A 19,092-nucleotide genomic window follows, 5' to 3' on the forward strand; every position below is an offset into this window, starting at 1 on the left:
CAATGACATATATGACAGTTTTCGCCGCCGCAGCGCGCCGCCTAGACCAATGTCCAACGACGATTCGGGGTGCAAATGCGGCGACTCGCCATTCCGCTCTTTTCGTTCAGAACGAGACGTTCGGCACTGCACCGACGGAGGCTCGCTCGTCTGGGGCCAATTCGTGGAATGCGAAGGGCTCGAACCCCATCGAACCTGCGAAGAGGACCGCGGGAAAGCTCTCGCGCGCCGCATTGTAGCGCGCCGAGGCACTGTTCAGCGCACGCCGCGCGGCTGCGAGCTTGTCCTCGGTATCGGCGAGTTCACCCTGAAGCGATTGGAAGTTCGCGCTGGCCTTGAGATCGGGATAGGCCTCGCCCAGCGCCATCAGCTTGCCGATCGCACCATTAAGCTCCTTCTCCGCTTCGGCCCCGCCGCCGCTGGCCGCGCGGTTGCGCGCCGAGATGACACGGTCGAGAGTCTCCTGCTCGTGGGTGGCATAGCCCTTCACCGTCGAAACCAGATTGGGGATCAGGTCGTTGCGCTGGCGCAGTTGTGCGTCGATGTCGGCCATGCCCTGCCGGCAGGTCTGGCGGAGCGCGACGAGCCGGTTATAGATGCCGATGAGGACCAGCGCGAGAACCACCACGATGGCGATGACGACGACGATCGTTACCATGTCCGCTTTCCCCTTGGACTTCAGTGTCTTTGCGAATGGCTATCATTTCGCCGCAGCGAGGCAAGCCGCTTGATCGAGCGGCCCGACCCCGACGCATTGCTCGCCGGCCCGCTGGGCCAGTGGCTCGCGAGCCAGCAGGGCGCACGCGAGGAAGCCAAGGCCACGGCCCAGGCGCGCCGCCGCAAGGGCTTCATCGCGGCTTTCGGCATCTTCGTCGTCATGTCGCTCCTTGCGCGCGATCTCGAAGCGGGGTTCTGGTTCGGCGGTTTCGTCGCGCTCCTCGCCTGGGCCTGGGGCGAGATGGCGAAGACCGCGGTTGCCAAATCGATCAAGGGTGGGATCAACGGCGCGCTCGCCGAGGCGCTCGGGCTGACCTACGCCATGGAGCCCGATACGGGCGAAGAATGGACACGCGCGCGCCAATTCGGCCTGGTGCCCGGCTACGACCGCGCAAGTTTCGAGGACGGCTGGTCGGGCGAAGTCGGCGCCCTGCCCTTCCGCGTCTACGAAGCCCATTGCGAGGTAGAGTACGAGGACGACGACAAGAAGAAGTGGCGCACCGTGTTCCGCGGCGTCGTGCTGTCGGTCGGCTTCACCCGACGCTTCCACGGCACGACGCTGGTCGAGCGCGACGGCGCGCGCAAGAAGTGGTTCGGCGGCGAGAAGGAGGAGATCAAGCTCGGCGGCGTGACACTGGGACGCTGCGACATGGTCGACCAGACCTTCGAGGAGCGCTTCACCGTCTGGGGCGACGATCCGGTAGAGGCTCGCTTCCTCGTCCATCCCGAATATGTCGAGCGCCTGACCGCGGTCGAGCAGGCCTTCGCCGGCTCGAACCTGCGCTGCCTGTTCTGCGGCGGCCAACTGCTGATCCTGATCGATTCGAGGGATCTGTTCGAAAGCGGCTCGATCGATGCCGGCAAGGACCGCGAACTGCTCGTGAAGACGATCGACCAGTTCGCCACGCTCGCCGATCTCGCCAAGCGACTGAACGAGGCCCCGCGCGGAAATTTCACGCCGGCGGTTTGACGGGCTCGTCATCCCCGCGAAAGCGGCGACCTTTGGCGATTTGCTCCGAGATCGCAGTTACAACTTGCCAGTCGTCCCCGCTTTCGCGGGGATGGCGCGACGGACTCAGCTCAAGCGGCCGCGAAAGTCCTCGTAGTCGAAGCGACGGACCTGCTCGAGATTGTCGGTCTCGCTGTCCCATAGCCAGATCGAGGGCAGCGGCACGCCGTTGAAGGTCGTGGTCTTGACCATCGAATAGTGCGCTTGGTCGAGGAAGGCGAAGCGCACGCCTGGCTCGACGGGCACCGGCAGCGCATAGTCGCCGATCACGTCGCCGGCGAGGCACGAGGGGCCGCCGAGACGGGTCACGCCTTCGGGCGCTTCGTCGACCTCGCGGTCGATTGCCCTCTCGCCGAGCATGGCCGGGCGATAGGGCGCCTCGATCACGTCGGGCATGTGGCATGTCGCCGAAACGTCGGTGATCGCCAGGTCCATGCCGTTCCAATGCGTGTCGAGCACGGTGCCGACAAGAATGCCCGCGTCGAGCGCGACGGCCTCACCCGGCTCCATGTATATCTCGGCGCCGGTGTCCTCGGCCATGTCGCGGAGGAACCCGACGAGTTCCTCGCGCTGGTAGTCGGCGCGGGTGATGTGGTGGCCGCCCCCGAGATTGAGCCATTTGAACTCGCCGAAATGCGGTTCGAGGAAGTCGAACACCTTTTCCCAGGTGCGCTGGAGCGGCTCGAAATCCTGCTCGCACAAGGTGTGCATGTGGATGCCGTCGACTAGGGCGACATGCTCTTCGGTCAACTGGTCGATCGGGAAGCCCAGGCGCGAGCGCGGCGCGCAGGGATCATAACGCGGGACCTCACCTTCGGCATGCAAAGGGTTGATGCGCAATCCAATATCGAAATGGTCGCCGCGCGCTCGCGCGGCTTCGATGATCGGCCAGAAACGCTCGATCTGGCCCGGCGAGTTGAAGATCAGATGGTCCGACAGACGGCAGATCTCGGGCAGGTCCTCGGCCTTGTAGGCCGCGCAATAGGTCGCGATCTCGCCGTCGTAGAACTCGCCCGCGAGCCGAGCTTCCCACAGGCCCGAGGTGCAGACGCCGTCAAGGTATTCGCCGATCAGCGGCGCCACACTCCACATCGAGAAGGCCTTGAGCGCCGAGAGCATCCTGATGCCCGCGGCATCGCGCACTTCGGCGAGAATGCGCAGGTTCTGCCGCAGGCGCGCCTGATCGACCACGAAGGCGGGGCTGTCGACGCGCTCGAGATCGAACTGCGCGAATGCGCCCGGATCGCCGGCTCTGGTTTCCATGACTTCAGTCCTTAGCTGCCCAGTCGAGGGCGTCCTCGAGGCGATCGTCGCCCCAGAAAATCTCGTCGCCGACCACGAAGCTCGGCGCGCCGAACAGGCCGCGCGCCACGGCTTCCTCGCCGCTAGCGCGCAAGGCCGTCTTCTGCGCATCGCCTATATCGGCGGCGGAAAAGCCGTCGGCGCTGCCCCTTGCCTGCTCCAGACAGGCGTCGATCACTGCGGGATCGGCGATGTCCCGCCATTCGACGAACTCGGCCGCGAAGACCTGGCGGCAGAACGCGACGCCCCAGGGCTCGTCGCGCACCGCCAGCGCAACGCGTGCCGCCAGCAGGCTGCGCCGCGGAAAAGCGCTCGCATCCTCGGGCGCGCGAAACGGCACGCCGAAGCGCTCGGCCCGCCGCGTCATGTCGCGCCACATGTAGCGGCCTTTGACCGGCTGCAGGTTGAACGGCGAGTCGGTCCAGCCCTGCGCCGCGAAGATCGGCCCGAGTAGGAAGGGCCGCCAGCGCACCACGACACCGCGCGCTGCGGCTTCAGCATCGATCCGCGAAGCCGAGAGGTACGAATAGGTCGAAGCGAAATCGAACCAGAAGTCGACCGGCGACGCCATCAGTGTGGATCGACCTGGGTGGCGACCCACCAGGTCAGGCCACCGGGATCGCGGAAGCCACCGCGACGGTCGGCATCGTCCTTCTGCTCGGGCGCCTGGACCGCCTGCGCGCCCAGTTCGAGCGCACGCGCATAGGTCGCGTCGACATCGGGCACGTAGAGGTGCAGATGCGCGTCCTGCGCGGGCCAGTCAGCCAGCGCGCCACCAATCATCAGCACGACCTCGCCGACGCGGATCTCGGCATGGCGGATCCGCCCCGTCTCGTCCTCGATCCGCCGCAGCCGCGCACCGTCGAACACCGCCCCGGCGAAAGCCAAGGTCGCCTCGGGATCGTGTAGGATCACGTAAGGCGAGAGCGCCGGATATCCGTCGGGCTTGAACGCGGCCATGGCGGGACCTTTCGTCAGAACTGCAGCGGCCCCGCCAGTTCCTTCACCTGCCAGGGCAGGCCGTGCTGGTTGAGCATGTCCATGAAGGGATCGGGATCGAACTGCTCGATGTTGAACACACCCTCGCTCGACCAGGCGCCGGTCAGGATCATCGCCGCGCCGATCATCGCCGGAACGCCCGTGGTGTAGGAGACCGCCTGGTTGCCGGTCTCGTGATAAGCGTCCTCGTGATCGCAAATGTTGTAGATATAGAACGTCTTGTCACCCGAACCGTCGAGCGATTCTCCGGTCGCGATATCGCCGATGTTGGTCTTGCCCTGAGTCGTCGGGCCGAGCGAAGCCGGCTCGGGCAGGACCGCCTTGAGGAACTGCAGCGGGATGATCTCCTGGCCGTTGTAGAGCACCGGATCGATCCGCGTCATGCCGACATTCTGCAGCACGGTCAGGTGCTGGATATAGGCGTCGCCGAAGGTCATCCAGAAGCGCGCGCGCTCGAGTTCCGGGACGAACTTGGCGAGGCTCTCGAGTTCCTCGTGATACATCAGGTACATGTTCTTCGGGCCGACGCCCTCGAAGTCGAAGTTCTGGCGGATCGTCATCGCCGGGGTCTCGACCCAGTCGCCGTTCGCCCAGTGCCGCGCGGGCGCGGTGACTTCGCGAATGTTGATCTCGGGATTGAAATTGGTCGCGAAGGCCTGGCCGTGATCGCCGCCGTTGCAATCGAGGATGTCGAGCGTGCGGATCGTCTTGAGCTTGTGCTTCTTGAGCCACATCGCGAAGACCGAGGTCACGCCGGGATCGAAGCCCGAGCCGAGCAGCGCCATCAGGCCGGCCTGCTTGAAGCGGTCCTGATAGGCCCACTGCCAGTGATATTCGAACTTGGCGACGTCCTTGGGCTCGTAGTTCGCCGTGTCCATGTAGTGCACGCCGGCGGCCAGGCAGGCGTCCATGATCGTCAGGTCCTGGTAGGGCAGCGCCAGGTTGACGACGAGCTTGGGACCGATTTCCTGGATCAGCGCGGTCAGCGCGGGCACGTCCTCGGCATCGATCGCATAGGTGCTGACCGTCTGGCCGGTGCGGCTCTTCACCGATTCGGCGATCGCATCGCACTTCGACTTGGTTCGGCTGGCGAGATGCACGTCCGAGAAAATCTGCGGATTCATCGCCATCTTGTGGACCGCGACCGAACCGACGCCGCCCGCGCCGATAACCAGAACCTTGCTCAAAGCGCATCTCCTTTCGCCCGATCCGATGCGGGCCAGACAGGCGCATATAGGCTCGTTCCATGACATCTCAACACAGTCACTGAACGGTCATGCCGCGGGCGCAATTGGACCGCACCGCACGTGCGATTCGAGGTGTCCCCTATGCCGAAGTCCGCCGCTCAGCTCGTAACCAAGGCGGTCGTCCGCCGTGACGCCAATCCCGGTGGCAAATTCCTCGACAAGGCCTTCGCTTTCGCCTTCAAGGGGCTGGTCTACGCGCAGATCTGGGAAGACCCGGTGGTCGACATGGCAGCGCTGCAGATCCAGCCCGACAGCCGGATCGTGACGATTGCCAGCGGTTCGTGCAACGCGCTGTCCTATCTGACCGCCGACCCGGCGCAGATCACCGCGGTCGATCTCAACGCCGCGCATCTTGCGCTCGGCCGGTTGAAGATCGCGGCGGTCCGCCACCTGCCCGATTACGAGGCGCTGCGCCGCTTCTGCGCCGAAGCCGACGATCCCGCCAACCTTGCAGCCTATCGCGAACACCTGGCACCCCATCTCGACGCGCGTACGCGGCGCTATTGGGAAGGCCGCGACCTCGCCGGCCGCAAGCGCATCGGCGGTTTCTCCCAAGGCATCTACAAGCGCGGATTGCTCGGCAATTTCATCGGCTTGGCACACTTCCTTGCCAAGCTCTACAAGATCGATCCGCGCACGATCCTCGAAGCCGAGACAATCGAGGACCAGCGCCGCGTGTTCGACGAGAAGTTCGCGCCGATCTTCGACCGCCGCTTCGTTCGCTGGCTGACCGACCGCCCGGCCTCGCTGTTCGGCCTCGGCATTCCGCCCGCACAATACACCGCGCTCGCCGGCGACGACCGCATGGCCGACGTCCTGCGCAAGCGTCTCGAAAAGCTCGCCTGCCACTTCCCGGTCAACGACAACTACTTCGCCTGGCAGGCCTTTGGTCGTGGCTATGGCCGCGGGCCCGGCGATCCGCTGCCGCCCTATCTCAAGCCCGAGAATTACGACCTGATGCGCGATCGCATCGATCGGCTGGACGTGCGCCAGGCCAATTTTGCCGAGCATCTGGCCGCCCAGCCCGAGGCCAGCCTCGACCGCTATATCCTGCTCGACGCGCAGGACTGGATGGACGACGCCCAACTCACCGGGCTCTGGCGCGAGATCACCCGCACCGCCCGCCCCGGCGCGCGCGTGCTGTTCCGTACCGCGGCCGAACCGAGCCTGCTGCCGGGTCGCGTGCCCGATGTAGTGCTGTCGCTCTGGCATTACGCCGAAGCGGAATCGCGCGAGGCGACCAAAGCGGACCGCTCGTCAATCTACGGCGGCGTCCACCTTTACGTGCTGCGCTGATGGATATCGCCCACCCAGCGGGCGATCACGCCGCACTGATGGATTCGGTCTATCGCGGCCAGCGCCACATCTATGACCTGACGCGCAAATACTACCTGTTCGGTCGCGATCGGCTGATCGATGAGCTGGCAGCCGAGCCAGGCCAGGCCGTGCTCGAGATCGGCTGCGGCACGGGGCGCAACCTCGCGCAGGTGGCGCGGCGCTGGCCGGGCGTGGCGCTCCACGGACTCGACCTGTCCAGCGAAATGCTGAAATCCGCACACGCGACGCTCGGCACTTCCGCCGTGCTCGCACAGGGTGACGCCACGGCGTTCTGCGTCCAGGAGTTATTCGGCCGCGCTGACGTCGATCGCGCGATCCTGTCCTATGCCTTGTCGATGATCCCCGACTGGCGCGCCGCGCTCGCCCAGGGCGCCTCGGTGCTGGCACCAGGCGGCGCGCTCCATGTCGTCGATTTCGGCGATCTCGCCGGCCTTCCCGCACCGCTGCGCAAGGGCCTACGCGCCTGGCTCGCGGCGTTTCACGTCATGCCGCGGCGCGAGCTGGTCGAGACCGCGCAGGAGATCGCCTGGAACCGCCGCCTCGAATGCCGATCGGCACGTGGCCCGCTCGGCTACTTTCAGATGATCACACTGACGCGCGGGATTTGACTTCACGCCGCCTGCCGAACAGTCTCCGCCAGAGCACTGAAGGAGAAGCCTGAATGGTCGGCATGACGATCCTGCAACCCGTGGTCGCACTGTCGGCCTGGACCATGGTGATGTGGTTCTGGCTCTACGGGACGCGCATCCCGGCGCTGAGCGCGGCCAAGGTCGATCCCGACGACCTGGTCCACGACACGACCAAGGGCCTCGACCAGATACTGCCGCCGCAAGTGCAATGGAAAGCCCACAACTACAACCACCTGCATGAAGCTCCTACGGTCTTCTATGCGGTGGCGATCACGCTCGCGATCATCGGCAAGGGCGATGGGCTCGCGCTGCAACTGGCCTGGGCCTACGTGCTGCTACGCGTGGTTCACTCGCTGATCCAGGTGCTCGTCAACAAGGTGAAACTGCGCTTCCTGGTCTTCGCCCTGTCGAGCTTCGTGCTGATGGCGCTCGTCGCACTGGCAATCATGAACCTGTTTTGACGAACAAACTGGCGAGTTCGACATGGGTCGACCAGCGGAACTGGCCGACCGGGCGCAGCTCGACGAGCCGATAGCCGGCCTCGACGAGCAGTGCCGCGTCGCGCGACCAGCTCGAAGGGTTGCAACTGATATAGACGATCCGCGGAACCTTGCCGCCGGCCAGCAGCTCGATCTGGTCGCGCGCGCCGGCGCGCGGCGGATCGAGCAGGACGGCGTCGAAGCGGTCGAGTTCGTCAAGCTGCAGCGGATTGCGGAACAGGTCGCGGTGCAGCGCGTGGATTTGCAGCCCTGCGCGCCCCGCAGCGGCCTTGCAGGCGAGATGCGCGTCGCGCGCCGCCTCGACGGCCAGCACCTTGGTTTCAGGTCCGGCCAGCGCGAAGGCGAAAGTGCCGAGGCCCGAGAACAGATCGGCGACCGTCGTCGCACCCGCCAGCCATTCGCGCGCGGCGGAGACCAGCGCCTGCTCGCCGTCGAGTGTTGCCTGGAGGAAAGAACCCGGCGGGAAGCCGACGCTGACGCCGCCGAGCAGGACCGTGACCGGCACCGGCTCCCACAGCGTCTCCGAGCCCCAGCCCTGGTCGAGCGTCAACCGCGCGAGGCCGTGCTCGCGCGCGAAGTCGAGCATCAGCTCGTTGGCCTGGAGACCTTCGACGGTCAGCCCCTTGATGCCGAGATCGACGCCCTGCTCGGTCATGGCCAGTTCGATATCGGCGGCGAGGCGCGGCATGGCGTTCTTGCCGCCGGGCTTCTTGTTGCGCCCCTTGCTCTGCCCGCCAGATTGGCCAAGCCTGATCAACAGCTTGCGCAAGGGATTTAGAATCGTAACGAAGTCCGGCAGCATGACCGGGCATTCGGCCAGCTCGACCAGCCGGTGCGACTTGGCCTCGCGAAAACCGATGACCACGCGGCCGCCCGAGCTCTCCGCGCGCAACGAAGCGCGGCGGCGCGTGCCCGGCGGCGAGAGGTGCGGCGGCGTGATCCGCTCGGCGCCGAGCTCCTGGCCGGTCGAGGCGTTGGCGACGCGCTTCTCGACGAAGTCGCTCAGGCTCTCCTCGTCGAGCTGCTGGAGCTGGCAGCCGCCGCACTGGGTGAAATGGCGGCAGGCCGGATCGATGTGGTGCGGGCCGCGTTCGAGCGTGCCGTCGGGCAGCAGCCGGTCGCCCGGCGCCGCGCCCCAGGCGAAGCGTCCCGACGCGGTGACGCCATCGCCTTTGGCGGCAATGCGGATGATTTCCTCGATTTCGCTCATAGGCAGGCGGCTAGAGCATCGGGCACCCGCGCGGCAAGCCCGCTTGCGGTAAAAGCCGGGCCTGCGAGCCGCGCGGCCTCGGCCTGGAGCCAGACGCCCTCGCCCGCAGCCTGGAAGGGCTCGATGCCGCAGGCGAGCCGGCTGGCGATCGTTCCGGCGAGCACGTCACCGGTGCCCGCGACCGACAGCCACGACGCCGCGCGAGACGCGAAAACGAGCCGCCCGTCGGGTGCGGCGATCAGGGTGTCGGGGCCTTTGGCGACGATCACCATGCCGCTAGCCCCAGCCAGAGCCAGCGCACGCTCGGGCTTGGCGCCCTGCCCGTCGCAGCCGAAAGCCCGCTCGAGTGCCACCAGTTCCCCACCATGCGGCGTGGCGACGACCGGAGCCTGGCGGTCCGCGAGCGTGCGCTCGCCGATCAACAGCAGCGCGTCGGCATCGACCAAGGCGGGCACCGGATCGGCTAGCGCCACGGCGAGGCGTTCGCGCGCCCTGGCGTCACGCCCGAGCCCCGGGCCGACGAGCACTGCCCGGTTACGCAGGTCGGTAAGGACTTCGGAGAGCTTGCCCGTAGCGATCACGAGATCGGGCGGCGCGGGCGGACCGTGATCGGTGAAAAGCTTGACGTAGCCCGCACCCGCCCCCTGCGCCGCAGTCGCCGCAAGCACGGCGGCGCCGGGCATCGCGCCGCCCACCACCGCCAACAGACCGCGCGTGTACTTGTGGGCCTCGGCCGCGGGCGCGGCGATCCGCGGGCGGCCGAGCAGCGTCGCCGTGCCGGGAACCGCCGCCACGCCGATGTCGACGAGCCGCAGCGCGCCGAGCCGGGCGCTCGCGGGCATCAGCATATGTGCACGCTTCCAGGCGCCGAGTGCCAGGGTCAGGTCGAAGGCCGGCAGGTCGGGATTGAGAAGCGCGCCGCTGTCCGCTTCCACGCCGCTCGGCAGGTCGATCGCAAGGCTCAGGCGATGGCTCGCGACGAGGCGGGTCAGCAAGGCCAGATGTTCCGCGCTCAATGGCCGCGTCAAGCCGCTGCCAAACAGGCAATCGACGAAGACGTCGCCTTGGACCGCGGCGTCGGGGGCCAGCACCTCGCCCTGGTAGAGCGCGCGCGCGGCCTTGGCGGCGTCGGTCCGGGGCTCGGCGGCAGGCACGACCACGACCGCACCACCGCGCTCGCGCAGGGCCTCGGCGATCACCCAGCCGTCGCCGCCATTGTTGCCGGGGCCGCAGAGCACGGTGACCTTGTGCTGTGCGGCGATCCGCCAGACCCAGTCGGCCGCCCCGCGTCCCGCGATCTGCATCAGCGCATCGACGCTCGAGCCGGCGTCGATCAGCGCCTGCTCGGCCGCGCGCATCTGCGCGAAGGTAAGGATCTGGTCAGCGTGCGGCGGCATCGGCCGCTGCCGGGAAGCGATAGCGATCGTTCGCCACGCGCACCTCGAGATCGCTGCCGATGCGCGTCGCCGCGACCTCGTCGGCGCCGTCGGCCGTGGCGATGCGCTTGCCGCCGTCGATCAGCACGAAGCGACGGAAACCACCGTTCGGATGGCGGATCACCCAGGTCTCGCCATCCGGCGACTGCGCGATCTCGCGCGTGCAGGCGAGCGCGAAGTCCCGCGCGCCCGCGGGCGCGCAGCTCACGTGGTTCTCTTCCGTCTTGGTCGGCACCGGCGCCGGCTGCGTATCCCTGCCCTTGCCGCAGGCGGCGAGTGCCAGGACCACGACCGTCGCCGCCGCGCCGCGCATCAGCCGCGCTTGAGCTGGGTCACGTCGCGCACCGCGCCGCGCGCGGCGCTGGTCGTCATCGCCGCATAGGCCTGGAGCGCGACCGAGACCTTGCGCGGGCGCGGATGCACGGGCTGCCAGGCCTTGTCGCCGCGCGCTTCCATCTCGGCGCGACGCTTCATCAGCTCGGCATCGGAGATCGCCAGCTGGATCGTGCGACCGGGGATGTCGATCTCGATCGTGTCGCCGTTCTCGACAAGGCCGATCGCGCCACCTTCGGCCGCCTCGGGCGAGGCATGGCCGATCGACAGGCCCGAAGTGCCGCCCGAGAAGCGGCCGTCGGTGATCAGCGCGCAGGCGGCGCCGAGGCCCTTCGACTTGAGGTAGGAGGTCGGGTAGAGCATTTCCTGCATGCCCGGCCCACCGCGCGGCCCTTCGTAGCGGATCACGACGACGTCGCCGGCCGTGACCTCACCGCCGAGGATGCCCGCGACCGCTGCGTCCTGGCTCTCGTAGACCCGGGCCGGGCCGGTGAACTTGAGGATCTTTTCGTCGACGCCGGCGGTCTTCACGATGCAGCCGTCGAGCGCGATGTTGCCCGAGAGCACGGCGAGGCCGCCGTCCTTCGAAAAAGCGTGTTCTGCCGAGCGGATAACGCCGGCTTCTCTGTCGGTGTCGAGCTCATCCCAGCGGCTCGACTGGCTGAAGGCGACCTGGGTGGGCACGCCGCCGGGCGCCGCCTTGAAGAACTTCTGTACCGAGGCATCGCTGGTGCGGCTGATATCCCAGCGGTCGAGCGCGTCGCCCATCGTCTTGGCGTGGACCGTCGGCAGATCGGTGTGGATCAGCCCGGCGCGGTCGAGCTGGCCGAGAATCGCCATGATCCCGCCGGCGCGGTGGACGTCTTCCATATGGACGTCGTTCTTGGCCGGCGCGACCTTCGACAGGCAGGGAACGCGGCGACTCAGCCGATCGATGTCGGTCATGGTGAAGTCCACGCCCGCCTCGTGCGCGGCGGCGAGCAGGTGGAGCACGGTGTTGGTCGAGCCGCCCATGGCGATATCGAGGCTCATCGCGTTCTCGAAAGCCTCGAAGGTCGCGATGTTGCGCGGCAGGGCGCTCGCGTCGTCCTGCTCGTAGTAGCGGTGGCAGAGATCGACGACGAGACGCCCGGCCTCGAGGAACAGACGCTCGCGGTCCGAATGGGTCGCCAGGGTCGAGCCGTTGCCCGGCAGCGACAGGCCCAGCGCCTCGGTCAGGCAGTTCATCGAATTGGCGGTGAACATGCCCGAACACGAGCCGCAGGTCGGGCAGGCCGAGCGCTCGATCGTCTGCACTTCCTCGTCGGTGTACTTCTCGTCGGCGGCGGCGACCATCGCATCGACGAGGTCGAGAGCCACTTCCTTGCCGCGCAGAACGACCTTGCCGGCCTCCATCGGCCCGCCCGAGACGAAGACCACGGGGATGTTAATCCGCATCGCCGCCATCAGCATGCCCGGCGTGATCTTGTCGCAGTTCGAGATGCAGACCATCGCGTCGGCGCAGTGGGCGTTGACCATGTACTCGACCGAGTCCGCGATCAGGTCGCGGCTGGGCAGCGAATAGAGCATGCCGTCGTGGCCCATGGCGATGCCATCGTCGACCGCGATCGTGTTGAATTCCTTGGCGACGCCGCCCGCCGCCTCGATCTCGCGCGCGACCAGCTGGCCCAGATCCTTGAGGTGGACGTGACCGGGCACGAACTGGGTGAATGAGTTCACCACGGCGATGATCGGCTTGCCGAAGTCGCTGTCCTTCATGCCCGTGGCGCGCCAGAGCCCCCGCGCGCCCGCCATGTTGCGGCCGTGGGTGGTGGTGCGGGAACGATAGGCGGGCATGGTCTGGCTCCGGTCGAAAATCTAACTAAGTTAGCGCTGCCCTAGTGCAGGTAGGGACTCTTCCGAAGAAGAAAATGCCCTATTCGCCTATGGTGAGCGCAACTTCGTTGCAGATGCGTGCGAGACGTTCCGCCCACTCGCCTTGGCCGGCAGGGTGACCGATCTCGTCCTGGCGCACTTCGATGCCGAGATAGGGCCGCCCCTCGGCCTCGGCATGGCGATTCATCGTCGCGTTGAGGAGCTTGCCCGAATAGGGCTGCTGGTCGCCCACCACCAGTCCTTCGGCCTCCAGCAGCGGGATGGCGATCCGCGCCGCGCGGTCGTCCTCGTTGTATAGCACACCGACCTGCCAGGGACGCTTTTCCTGAGGATTGCTAACCAGTTGTGGAGTGAAGCTGTGAAGCGACAGGATCAAGCCGGGCGGCACGGCGTCGAGCTGTTCGGCGAGCCCCGCGTGATAGGGTCGGAAGAAGCGATCGAGCCGGGCCTCGTGTTCCGCGTGGCTCAGTTCGTTGCCGGGGATGGCATGGCCGTCGCTGGCGATCGGCACGATCGCGGGGGCGCCCTCGTCGCGGTTGCAGTCGCAAACGAGGCGGCTGGCGTTGCACAGGAAAGCGGCGATACCCGAGGTCTGCGCCATAGCCTCGGCCACCTCGCGCACGCCGATGTCGACGGCGATGTGCTGGGTCAGCAGTGAGGGATCGATGCCGAGATCGATGTCCTCGGGCACGCGGTTCGAGGCGTGATCGGCGACCACGAGAATGCCGCCGAAGCGCGGGGTGCCGATCAAGCGGAAGGCATCGTTCATCGCAGCTTCCCCGCCATCTGCCACCAGTCCGCGTTGATCCCCGCTGCCGCGGCATCGCGCGCTGCCTCGCTCGCGTAGAGCGCGAAGCAGGTCGCGCCCGAGCCCGACATGCGCGCGAACAGCGGCGCGGTGTCGTTGAGCGCGGCGAGGACATCGGCGATCGGCGGGCACAGGCCGATCGCCGGCATTTCGAGATCGTTACGCCCGGCCAGCGCGATTTCGCGCGCGCTACCGCCCGGCATGGCACCGCGGTCTTGGCCGTCCCAGGCCTTGAACACCGGCCCCGTCGCCAGCGGTACGCGCGGGTTGACCAGCAGAACGGGGGTGCCGGCAAGGTCGTCGTCGACCACCGCGAGATCGGTGCCCGTGCCCGTGCCCAGGCAGGTCCGGCTTTCGACACAGGCGGGTACGTCGGCGCCGAGCGCGGTGGCGATGTCGTGCCAGTTATCAGGCAGGCCGCCCCACTGGCGGACCATGCGGAAGATCGCGCCGGCATCGGCCGAGCCGCCGCCGAGCCCCGCGGCCACGGGCAGGTTCTTCTCGAGCGAGACCGACCAGCCGGGGACATGCTTGAGCTTGCCCAGCGCCTTGACGACGATGTTGCCGAAGGGATCGTCGAGCGCCCCGGCGAACTCGCCCTTGACGTGGAGCACGTCGCGCGCGGCAGGCGAGGCGCTCAGCCGGTCGCCCTGATCGACGAAGGCGAACAGCGTCTCGAGCTCGTGATAGCCGTCGTCGCGCCGGCGGCGGACGTGGAGGGCGAGGTTGATCTTTGCGTAGGCGGTTTCGATCACGATAGCCCTCCCCTGTCAGGGGATGATCACCAAGTCAAAATGCTACCGCCGTCCCCGCTTGCGCAAGGACGGCGATGAAGCCTTACATATTCGGATAGTTCGGCCCGCCGCCGCCTTCGGGCGCGACCCAGTCGATGTTCTGCGTCGGGTCCTTGATGTCGCAGGTCTTGCAGTGGACGCAGTTCTGCGCGTTGATCTGCAGCCGCTGGCCCGCGCCGTCGGGATCGACGAATTCGTAGACGCCCGCCGGGCAATAGCGTGCCTCGGGACCCGCATAGACCGGCAGGTTGATCTCGGTCGGCACCGAAGGATCCTTGAGCAGCAGGTGGACCGGCTGGTCTTCCTCGTGGTTGGTGAACGAGAACGAGACCGAGGTCAGGCGGTCGAAGCTGATCACGCCGTCGGGCTTTGGATAGTGGATCGGCTGGAACAGGTCGGCGCGCTGCGTCTCCGAAGCGTCGGTGTGGTGCTTCATCGCCGGGAAGATCGGCAGCTTGAGATAGCGCAGCCACATGTCGACATTGGCCAGCGCCGCGCCGAACAGGTCGCCGTTGAACTTGGCGAGCAGCGGCTCGGCATTCTGGACGAGCTTCAATTCCTTGGCGATCCAGCTGTCGCGCACGGCCGTATCGAACTCGCCGAGCTCGTCATGTTCGCGGTTGCCCGCAACGGCAGCCGCAATGGATTCGGCCGCCAGCATGCCGCTCTTCATCGCGGTGTGGCTGCCCTTGATGCGCGGCACGTTGACGAAGCCGGCCGAGCAGCCCGCCAGGACGCCGCCCGGGAAGGCCAGCTTGGGCACCGACTGCCAACCGCCTTCATTGATCGCGCGCGCACCGTAGGAAACGCGCTTGCCACCGTCGAGGATCTTGCGGATTTCCGGATGCTGCTTCCAGCGCTGGAATTCCTCGAAGGGGTAGACGTAAGGGTTGGCGTAATCGAGCGTCGTGACGAAGCCGAGCGCCACCTGGTTGTTCGCCTGGTGGTAGAGGAAACCGCCGCCGCCGCTGCCGCTCTCGGACAGGGGCCAGCCCTGGGTGTGGAGCACACGGCCGGGCACGTGCTTGTCGGGCGAGATGTCCCAAAGCTCCTTGATGCCGAGGCCATACTTCTGCGGCTGGCAATCGCGCTCGAGATCGTACTTGGCTTTCAGACGCTTGGTCAGGTGACCTCGTGCGCCCTCGCAGAACACGGTATATTTCGCGAGCAGGTTCATGCCGGGCTGGTAGTCGCCCTTGTGCTCACCATCGCGCGCGACGCCCATGTCCCCGGTCTGGACGCCGATGACGGCACCCTTGTCGTCGTAGAGTATCTCGGCAGCGGGGAAACCCGGGAAGATTTCGACGCCGAGTTCCTCGGCCTTGCCGCCGAGCCAGCGGCACAGGTTGCCCAGCGAGCCCGTGTAGTTGCCGTCGTTCGACATGAACGGCGGCATCAGGATGTGCGGGATCGGCATCTTGCCGTTCGCGGTGAGGAACCAGTGCCAGTTGTCGGTCACCGGCGTCTCGGCCATGGGGCAGCCGTCGTCGCGCCAGGTCGGCAGCAGCTCGTCGAGCGCGCGCGGATCGACCACGGCGCCCGACAGGATATGCGCGCCGATCTCCGAGCCCTTCTCCAGAATGCAGACCGCCAGGTCGGCATTGAGCTGCTTGAGCCGGATCGCCGTGGCCAGGCCTGCCGGCCCGCCACCCACGATCACGACGTCATAGGGCATCGATTCCCGTTCGCTCATCTCTCTTGTCCTATTCTCCCGGCCCGCAAAGGCCGTCCCCTGTATGCACGCTAATCGTGCAATTAAATTCCTCTGCGCCTTGATTGGAACGGGCTTGCAGGTCAAGACCCGCCAGATGGAAGATGGGGCGAAATCCGGGTTTGTCGAGGACTTCGCGGCCGCGCTCGACTGGTGGCGCGACGCCGGGGTCGACTGCGATTTCGCTGAAGAGCCGAACCGCTGGCTGGCGCCGAACGAGGCCGAAGCCAAGCAGGCCGAGCGCCGCGCCGTCGTCGCCGAGGCCCCGCCCCCCAAGCCGACGATCGACCGCAGCAGCCTGCCGCAGGACCTCGCGGCCTTCCGGCAATGGTGGCTCGACGATCCGCTGCTCGACGAGGGGCGCCTGAGCGGTCGGGTGCCGCCGCGCGGCGATCAGGGCGCCGACATCATGGTGATCGTGCCCGAACCTGAGCGCGACGACGGCGAACAACTGCTGTCCGGCCCCCAGGGTAAGCTGCTCGAGGCGATGCTCGCGGCGATGGGGATCGGGCTCGAGAACATCTATCTGGCAAGTGTCCTGCCACGCCACACGCCGATGGCCGATTGGGCCGAACTGGCCGACAAGGGCTTCGGCGCCGTGCTTCTGAATCACGTCAGACTGGCTGCACCGAAGCGGGTCATAGCGCTCGGCAGCAACATCCTGCCGCTCTTGGGCAACGATCCGGCGCATAGTCCTGCCGTTTTACGCGAAATTAACCATGAGGGTCTGACCATTCCCCTGCTTGCCGGTAAGAGCTTGTCTGCCTTGCTCGAACGACCGCGCTGGAAGGCTGGGCTATGGCAAGGGTGGCTCGACTGGACGCAGATCTGATCTGACGAGCCGGGGACGGATAGGAATCGGACGCACAGTGACATTCGCCGCGAAAGCACGGGCGCTGACTATTGGTCTCGCCGCCGCCAGCGCCGTTGCGCTCGGCATTGCCCCCGCCCAGGCCAACAGTGCCGCCGTCGACTATTTCCGCACGCGCGCCGACCGCACCGCCGTGCCATCGCTGCTCAGCCAGGACGAGCGCACCTATTACCGCGATCTCTTCGCCGCCATCGACAAGAAGGACTGGACCCGCGTCCAGGCGCTGTTCGCGCAGAAGGAAGACGGTCCGCTCCACCAGGAAGCCCTCGCCGAGTATTACCTCGCCTCGGGCAGCCCTCGCATCGAGCTTGGCCAGCTAAGCGCCTGGCTCGCCAAGGGCACCAGCCTGCCGCAGTCCGAACAGATCGCCCGCCTGGCGATGACGCGCGGCGCCGGCGTCATGCCCGCGATGCCCGGGGCGCAGCCACTCGTCAGCCTGCCGAGCATCGCCAAGCGCGTGCGCCCGCGCAGTGTCGAGGATGGCACGATGCCGGCCGCGATCGCCGCGGGCATTCTCGACAAGATCAAGAACGACGATCCGCTGGGCGCGCGCACCCTGCTCGACGGTGTCGATGCCACCTTGTCCGATTCCGCGCGCGCCGAATGGCGTCAGCGCGTCGCCTGGTCGTTCTACATCGAGAACCAGGATACCGAGGCCTACAGCCTCGCCCAGCTCGCCACCCAGGGCGCCGGCCAATGGATCGGCGAAGCCTGGTGGACCGCGGGCCTTTCGGCCTGGCGCCTCGGCGATTGTCAGGGCGCGGCCGATGCCTTCAAGAACACCGCTGCACGCGCCGACAATGCCGAGCTGCGCTCGGCCGCCTATTACTGGCAAAGCCGCGCGCTCGTGCGTTGCCGCAAGCCCGAAGAAGCCGCCGCGCCGCTGCGCCTGGCCGCCGCGCGCGACGAGACGCTCTACGGCATGCTCGCTGCCGAACAGCTCGGCATGAAGCTGCCCGAGCAGCATGGCGAGGCCGACTTCACCCAGAACGACTGGCAGCGCCTGCGCGACAGCGCCAACATCCGCGTCGCGGTCGGCCTGTCGGAAATCGGCCAGGATGCCCTCGCCGACGAAGTGCTCCGCCACCAGGCGCGCATCGGCTCGGCCGACCAGTATCAGCCGCTGACCCGCCTCGCGCGCGATCTCGGCCTGCCTTCGACCCAGCTTTGGATGGCCTACAACGCCCCCGCCGGTGGCAAGCCCGAACCGGCGACGCGCTTCCCCACGCCCAAGTGGACCCCCGTCGGCGGCTGGCAGGTCGATCCCGCGCTGGTCTATGCCCACGCACTGCAGGAATCGGTATTCCGCGCCTCGGTCGTCAGCCCCGCGGGCGCGCGCGGCCTGATGCAGATCATGCCCGCGGCGGCCAAAGATCACGCCGGCTCGCTCGGTTATACGGGCAATGCCAGCGATCTGAACAAGCCCGAGGTAAACCTCGCCTTCGGCCAGCGCCACCTCAACATGCTGCGCGACCAGAACTGCACCCAGGGCCTGCTGCCCAAGGTCATGGCCGCCTACAACGCCGGCGTTCTGCCGATCAGCCGCTGGAACACCGAGATCAAGGACCAGGGCGATCCGCTGCTGTGGATCGAGTCGGTGCCCTATTGGGAAACGCGCGGCTATGTGAACATCGTGATGCGCAATTACTGGATGTACGAGCGCCAGGCCGGTGGCCCTTCGGAAAGCCGCGCTGCGCTGGCGCAAGGCCTGTGGCCGACCTTCCCCGGCCTCGCCGGCTCCAACGCCGTGCGCATGGGGCCAAACGGAGCCGTCGTGCGTGCCCGTTGACACGAGCCGGACCTTCACTCCGATCAATATCGCGGTCCTGACGATTTCCGACACCCGCACGCTCGATGACGACACGTCAGGTGCGCTTCTTGCCGGCCGGGTAACCGGCGCAGGTCACAACCTCATCGAGCGCGCGATCGAAAAGGACGTTGTGGACCGCATCGTCAGCCGTCTGAACGACTGGATCGACGACCGACGCGTCGATTGCGTGATCACCACCGGCGGCACGGGCCTGACCGGGCGCGACGTCACGCCCGAGGCGCTCGAACGCGTCAGGGAGAAGGATATCCCCGGCTTCGGCGAACTGTTTCGCTGGCTGAGCTTCAAGACGATCGGCACGTCGACCGTACAGTCGCGAGCGATGGCCGTGCTTTCGCGCGGAACCTACATCTTCGCCTTGCCTGGCTCGAACGGCGCGGTGAAGGACGGCTGGGACCAAATCCTCGCCGAGCAGCTCGACAGCCGCAACCGGCCCTGCAACTTCGTCGAGCTTATGCCGCGCCTGCGCGAGGTCTAGCGCCCGG

General features: G+C 67.1%; 19 protein-coding genes. 7 read left to right on the top strand and 12 right to left on the bottom strand.

Going from position 1 to position 19,092, the window contains the following annotated elements:
- Window positions 1-106 precede the first annotated feature (106 nt).
- Window positions 107-658, bottom strand: a complete 552-nt coding sequence (locus WG901_RS05720) for a LemA family protein (protein ID WP_339586040.1) — start codon at window positions 656-658, stop codon at window positions 107-109.
- A gap of 69 nt (window positions 659-727) precedes the next feature.
- Here WG901_RS05720 and WG901_RS05725 point away from each other — a divergent pair, with 69 nt between their 5' ends.
- The gene (locus WG901_RS05725; protein ID WP_339586041.1) at window positions 728-1,687 is read left to right on the top strand and encodes a DUF3137 domain-containing protein; all 960 of its coding nucleotides are present in this window, start codon (window positions 728-730) and stop codon (window positions 1,685-1,687) included.
- Window positions 1,688-1,792: 105 nt separating this feature from the next.
- Here the strand turns inward: WG901_RS05725 and WG901_RS05730 are convergent, their stop codons facing one another.
- Genes WG901_RS05730 through WG901_RS05745 form a run of 4 tightly spaced genes read right to left on the bottom strand, consistent with a single transcriptional unit; the run spans window position 1,793 to window position 5,214 of the window.
- On the bottom strand, window positions 1,793-2,989 hold the full coding sequence (locus WG901_RS05730) for a carboxynorspermidine decarboxylase (protein ID WP_339586042.1): 1,197 nt from the start codon (window positions 2,987-2,989) through the stop codon (window positions 1,793-1,795).
- Between the two features lie 4 nt (window positions 2,990-2,993).
- Window positions 2,994-3,599: a 2-hydroxychromene-2-carboxylate isomerase gene (locus tag WG901_RS05735; RefSeq protein ID WP_339586043.1), complete on the bottom strand. Its 606-nt coding sequence runs from the start codon at window positions 3,597-3,599 to the stop codon at window positions 2,994-2,996.
- Window positions 3,599-3,988, bottom strand: coding sequence for a VOC family protein (locus tag WG901_RS05740; protein WP_339586044.1), 390 nt, complete (start codon window positions 3,986-3,988; stop codon window positions 3,599-3,601). Before WG901_RS05740 ends, WG901_RS05735 begins: the two co-directional genes overlap by 1 nt.
- A 14-nt stretch (window positions 3,989-4,002) precedes the next feature.
- Window positions 4,003-5,214, bottom strand: a complete 1,212-nt coding sequence (locus WG901_RS05745) for a saccharopine dehydrogenase family protein (protein ID WP_339586045.1) — start codon at window positions 5,212-5,214, stop codon at window positions 4,003-4,005.
- Window positions 5,215-5,355: 141 nt separating this feature from the next.
- Between WG901_RS05745 and WG901_RS05750 the strand changes: the two genes are divergently transcribed.
- The 3 genes from WG901_RS05750 to WG901_RS05760 are packed head-to-tail and all read left to right on the top strand — an operon-like array spanning window position 5,356 to window position 7,702.
- Window positions 5,356-6,570 (top strand): BtaA family protein, encoded by a 1,215-nt coding sequence (locus tag WG901_RS05750; RefSeq protein WP_339586046.1) that lies wholly within the window; start codon window positions 5,356-5,358, stop codon window positions 6,568-6,570.
- On the top strand, window positions 6,570-7,220 hold the full coding sequence (locus WG901_RS05755) for a class I SAM-dependent methyltransferase (RefSeq protein ID WP_339586047.1): 651 nt from the start codon (window positions 6,570-6,572) through the stop codon (window positions 7,218-7,220). The genes WG901_RS05750 and WG901_RS05755 overlap by 1 nt, the downstream gene beginning before the upstream one ends.
- 53 nt (window positions 7,221-7,273) lie before the next feature.
- Window positions 7,274-7,702: an MAPEG family protein gene (locus WG901_RS05760; protein ID WP_339586048.1), complete on the top strand. Its 429-nt coding sequence runs from the start codon at window positions 7,274-7,276 to the stop codon at window positions 7,700-7,702.
- Here the strand turns inward: WG901_RS05760 and WG901_RS05765 are convergent.
- From WG901_RS05765 to WG901_RS05795, 7 genes are all read right to left on the bottom strand, one after another.
- Window positions 7,686-8,951 (bottom strand): class I SAM-dependent RNA methyltransferase, encoded by a 1,266-nt coding sequence (locus tag WG901_RS05765; RefSeq protein WP_339586049.1) that lies wholly within the window; start codon window positions 8,949-8,951, stop codon window positions 7,686-7,688. The two genes, WG901_RS05760 and WG901_RS05765, sit on opposite strands and share 17 nt — an antisense overlap.
- Window positions 8,948-10,348 carry an NAD(P)H-hydrate epimerase gene (locus WG901_RS05770; protein ID WP_339586050.1) on the bottom strand — a complete coding sequence of 467 codons (1,401 nt, stop codon included), beginning with the start codon at window positions 10,346-10,348 and terminating at the stop codon, window positions 8,948-8,950. Before WG901_RS05770 ends, WG901_RS05765 begins: the two co-directional genes overlap by 4 nt.
- Window positions 10,332-10,700 carry a hypothetical protein gene (locus WG901_RS05775; RefSeq protein ID WP_339586051.1) on the bottom strand — a complete coding sequence of 123 codons (369 nt, stop codon included), beginning with the start codon at window positions 10,698-10,700 and terminating at the stop codon, window positions 10,332-10,334. The genes WG901_RS05770 and WG901_RS05775 overlap by 17 nt, the downstream gene beginning before the upstream one ends.
- Entirely contained in the window at window positions 10,700-12,556 is a 1,857-nt protein-coding gene (gene ilvD, locus WG901_RS05780) for a dihydroxy-acid dehydratase (RefSeq protein ID WP_339586052.1), read from the bottom strand. The genes WG901_RS05775 and ilvD overlap by 1 nt, the downstream gene beginning before the upstream one ends.
- A 79-nt stretch (window positions 12,557-12,635) precedes the next feature.
- A complete protein-coding gene (locus WG901_RS05785; protein WP_339586053.1) occupies window positions 12,636-13,364 on the bottom strand; it encodes an N-formylglutamate amidohydrolase in 729 nt (242 codons plus the stop codon).
- The gene (locus WG901_RS05790) at window positions 13,361-14,158 is read right to left on the bottom strand and encodes a 4-(cytidine 5'-diphospho)-2-C-methyl-D-erythritol kinase (RefSeq protein ID WP_339586054.1); all 798 of its coding nucleotides are present in this window, start codon (window positions 14,156-14,158) and stop codon (window positions 13,361-13,363) included. The genes WG901_RS05785 and WG901_RS05790 overlap by 4 nt, the downstream gene beginning before the upstream one ends.
- 82 nt (window positions 14,159-14,240) lie before the next feature.
- Window positions 14,241-15,890: an electron transfer flavoprotein-ubiquinone oxidoreductase gene (locus tag WG901_RS05795; protein ID WP_339586055.1), complete on the bottom strand. Its 1,650-nt coding sequence runs from the start codon at window positions 15,888-15,890 to the stop codon at window positions 14,241-14,243.
- Window positions 15,891-15,984: 94 nt separating this feature from the next.
- Between WG901_RS05795 and WG901_RS05800 the strand changes: the two genes are divergently transcribed.
- The 3 genes from WG901_RS05800 to moaB are packed head-to-tail and all read left to right on the top strand — an operon-like array spanning window position 15,985 to window position 19,085.
- On the top strand, window positions 15,985-16,740 hold the full coding sequence (locus tag WG901_RS05800; RefSeq protein WP_339586056.1) for a uracil-DNA glycosylase family protein: 756 nt from the start codon (window positions 15,985-15,987) through the stop codon (window positions 16,738-16,740).
- A gap of 37 nt (window positions 16,741-16,777) precedes the next feature.
- Window positions 16,778-18,568 carry a lytic transglycosylase domain-containing protein gene (locus WG901_RS05805; RefSeq protein WP_339586057.1) on the top strand — a complete coding sequence of 597 codons (1,791 nt, stop codon included), beginning with the start codon at window positions 16,778-16,780 and terminating at the stop codon, window positions 18,566-18,568.
- Complete coding sequence (gene moaB, locus WG901_RS05810) at window positions 18,558-19,085, top strand: molybdenum cofactor biosynthesis protein B (protein ID WP_339586058.1); 528 nt, start codon at window positions 18,558-18,560, stop codon at window positions 19,083-19,085. The genes WG901_RS05805 and moaB overlap by 11 nt, the downstream gene beginning before the upstream one ends.
- Window positions 19,086-19,092 lie beyond the last annotated feature (7 nt).

This window comes from Novosphingobium anseongense (genome assembly GCF_037482895.1).
Taxonomy (GTDB): Bacteria; Pseudomonadota; Alphaproteobacteria; order Sphingomonadales; family Sphingomonadaceae; genus Novosphingobium; species Novosphingobium anseongense.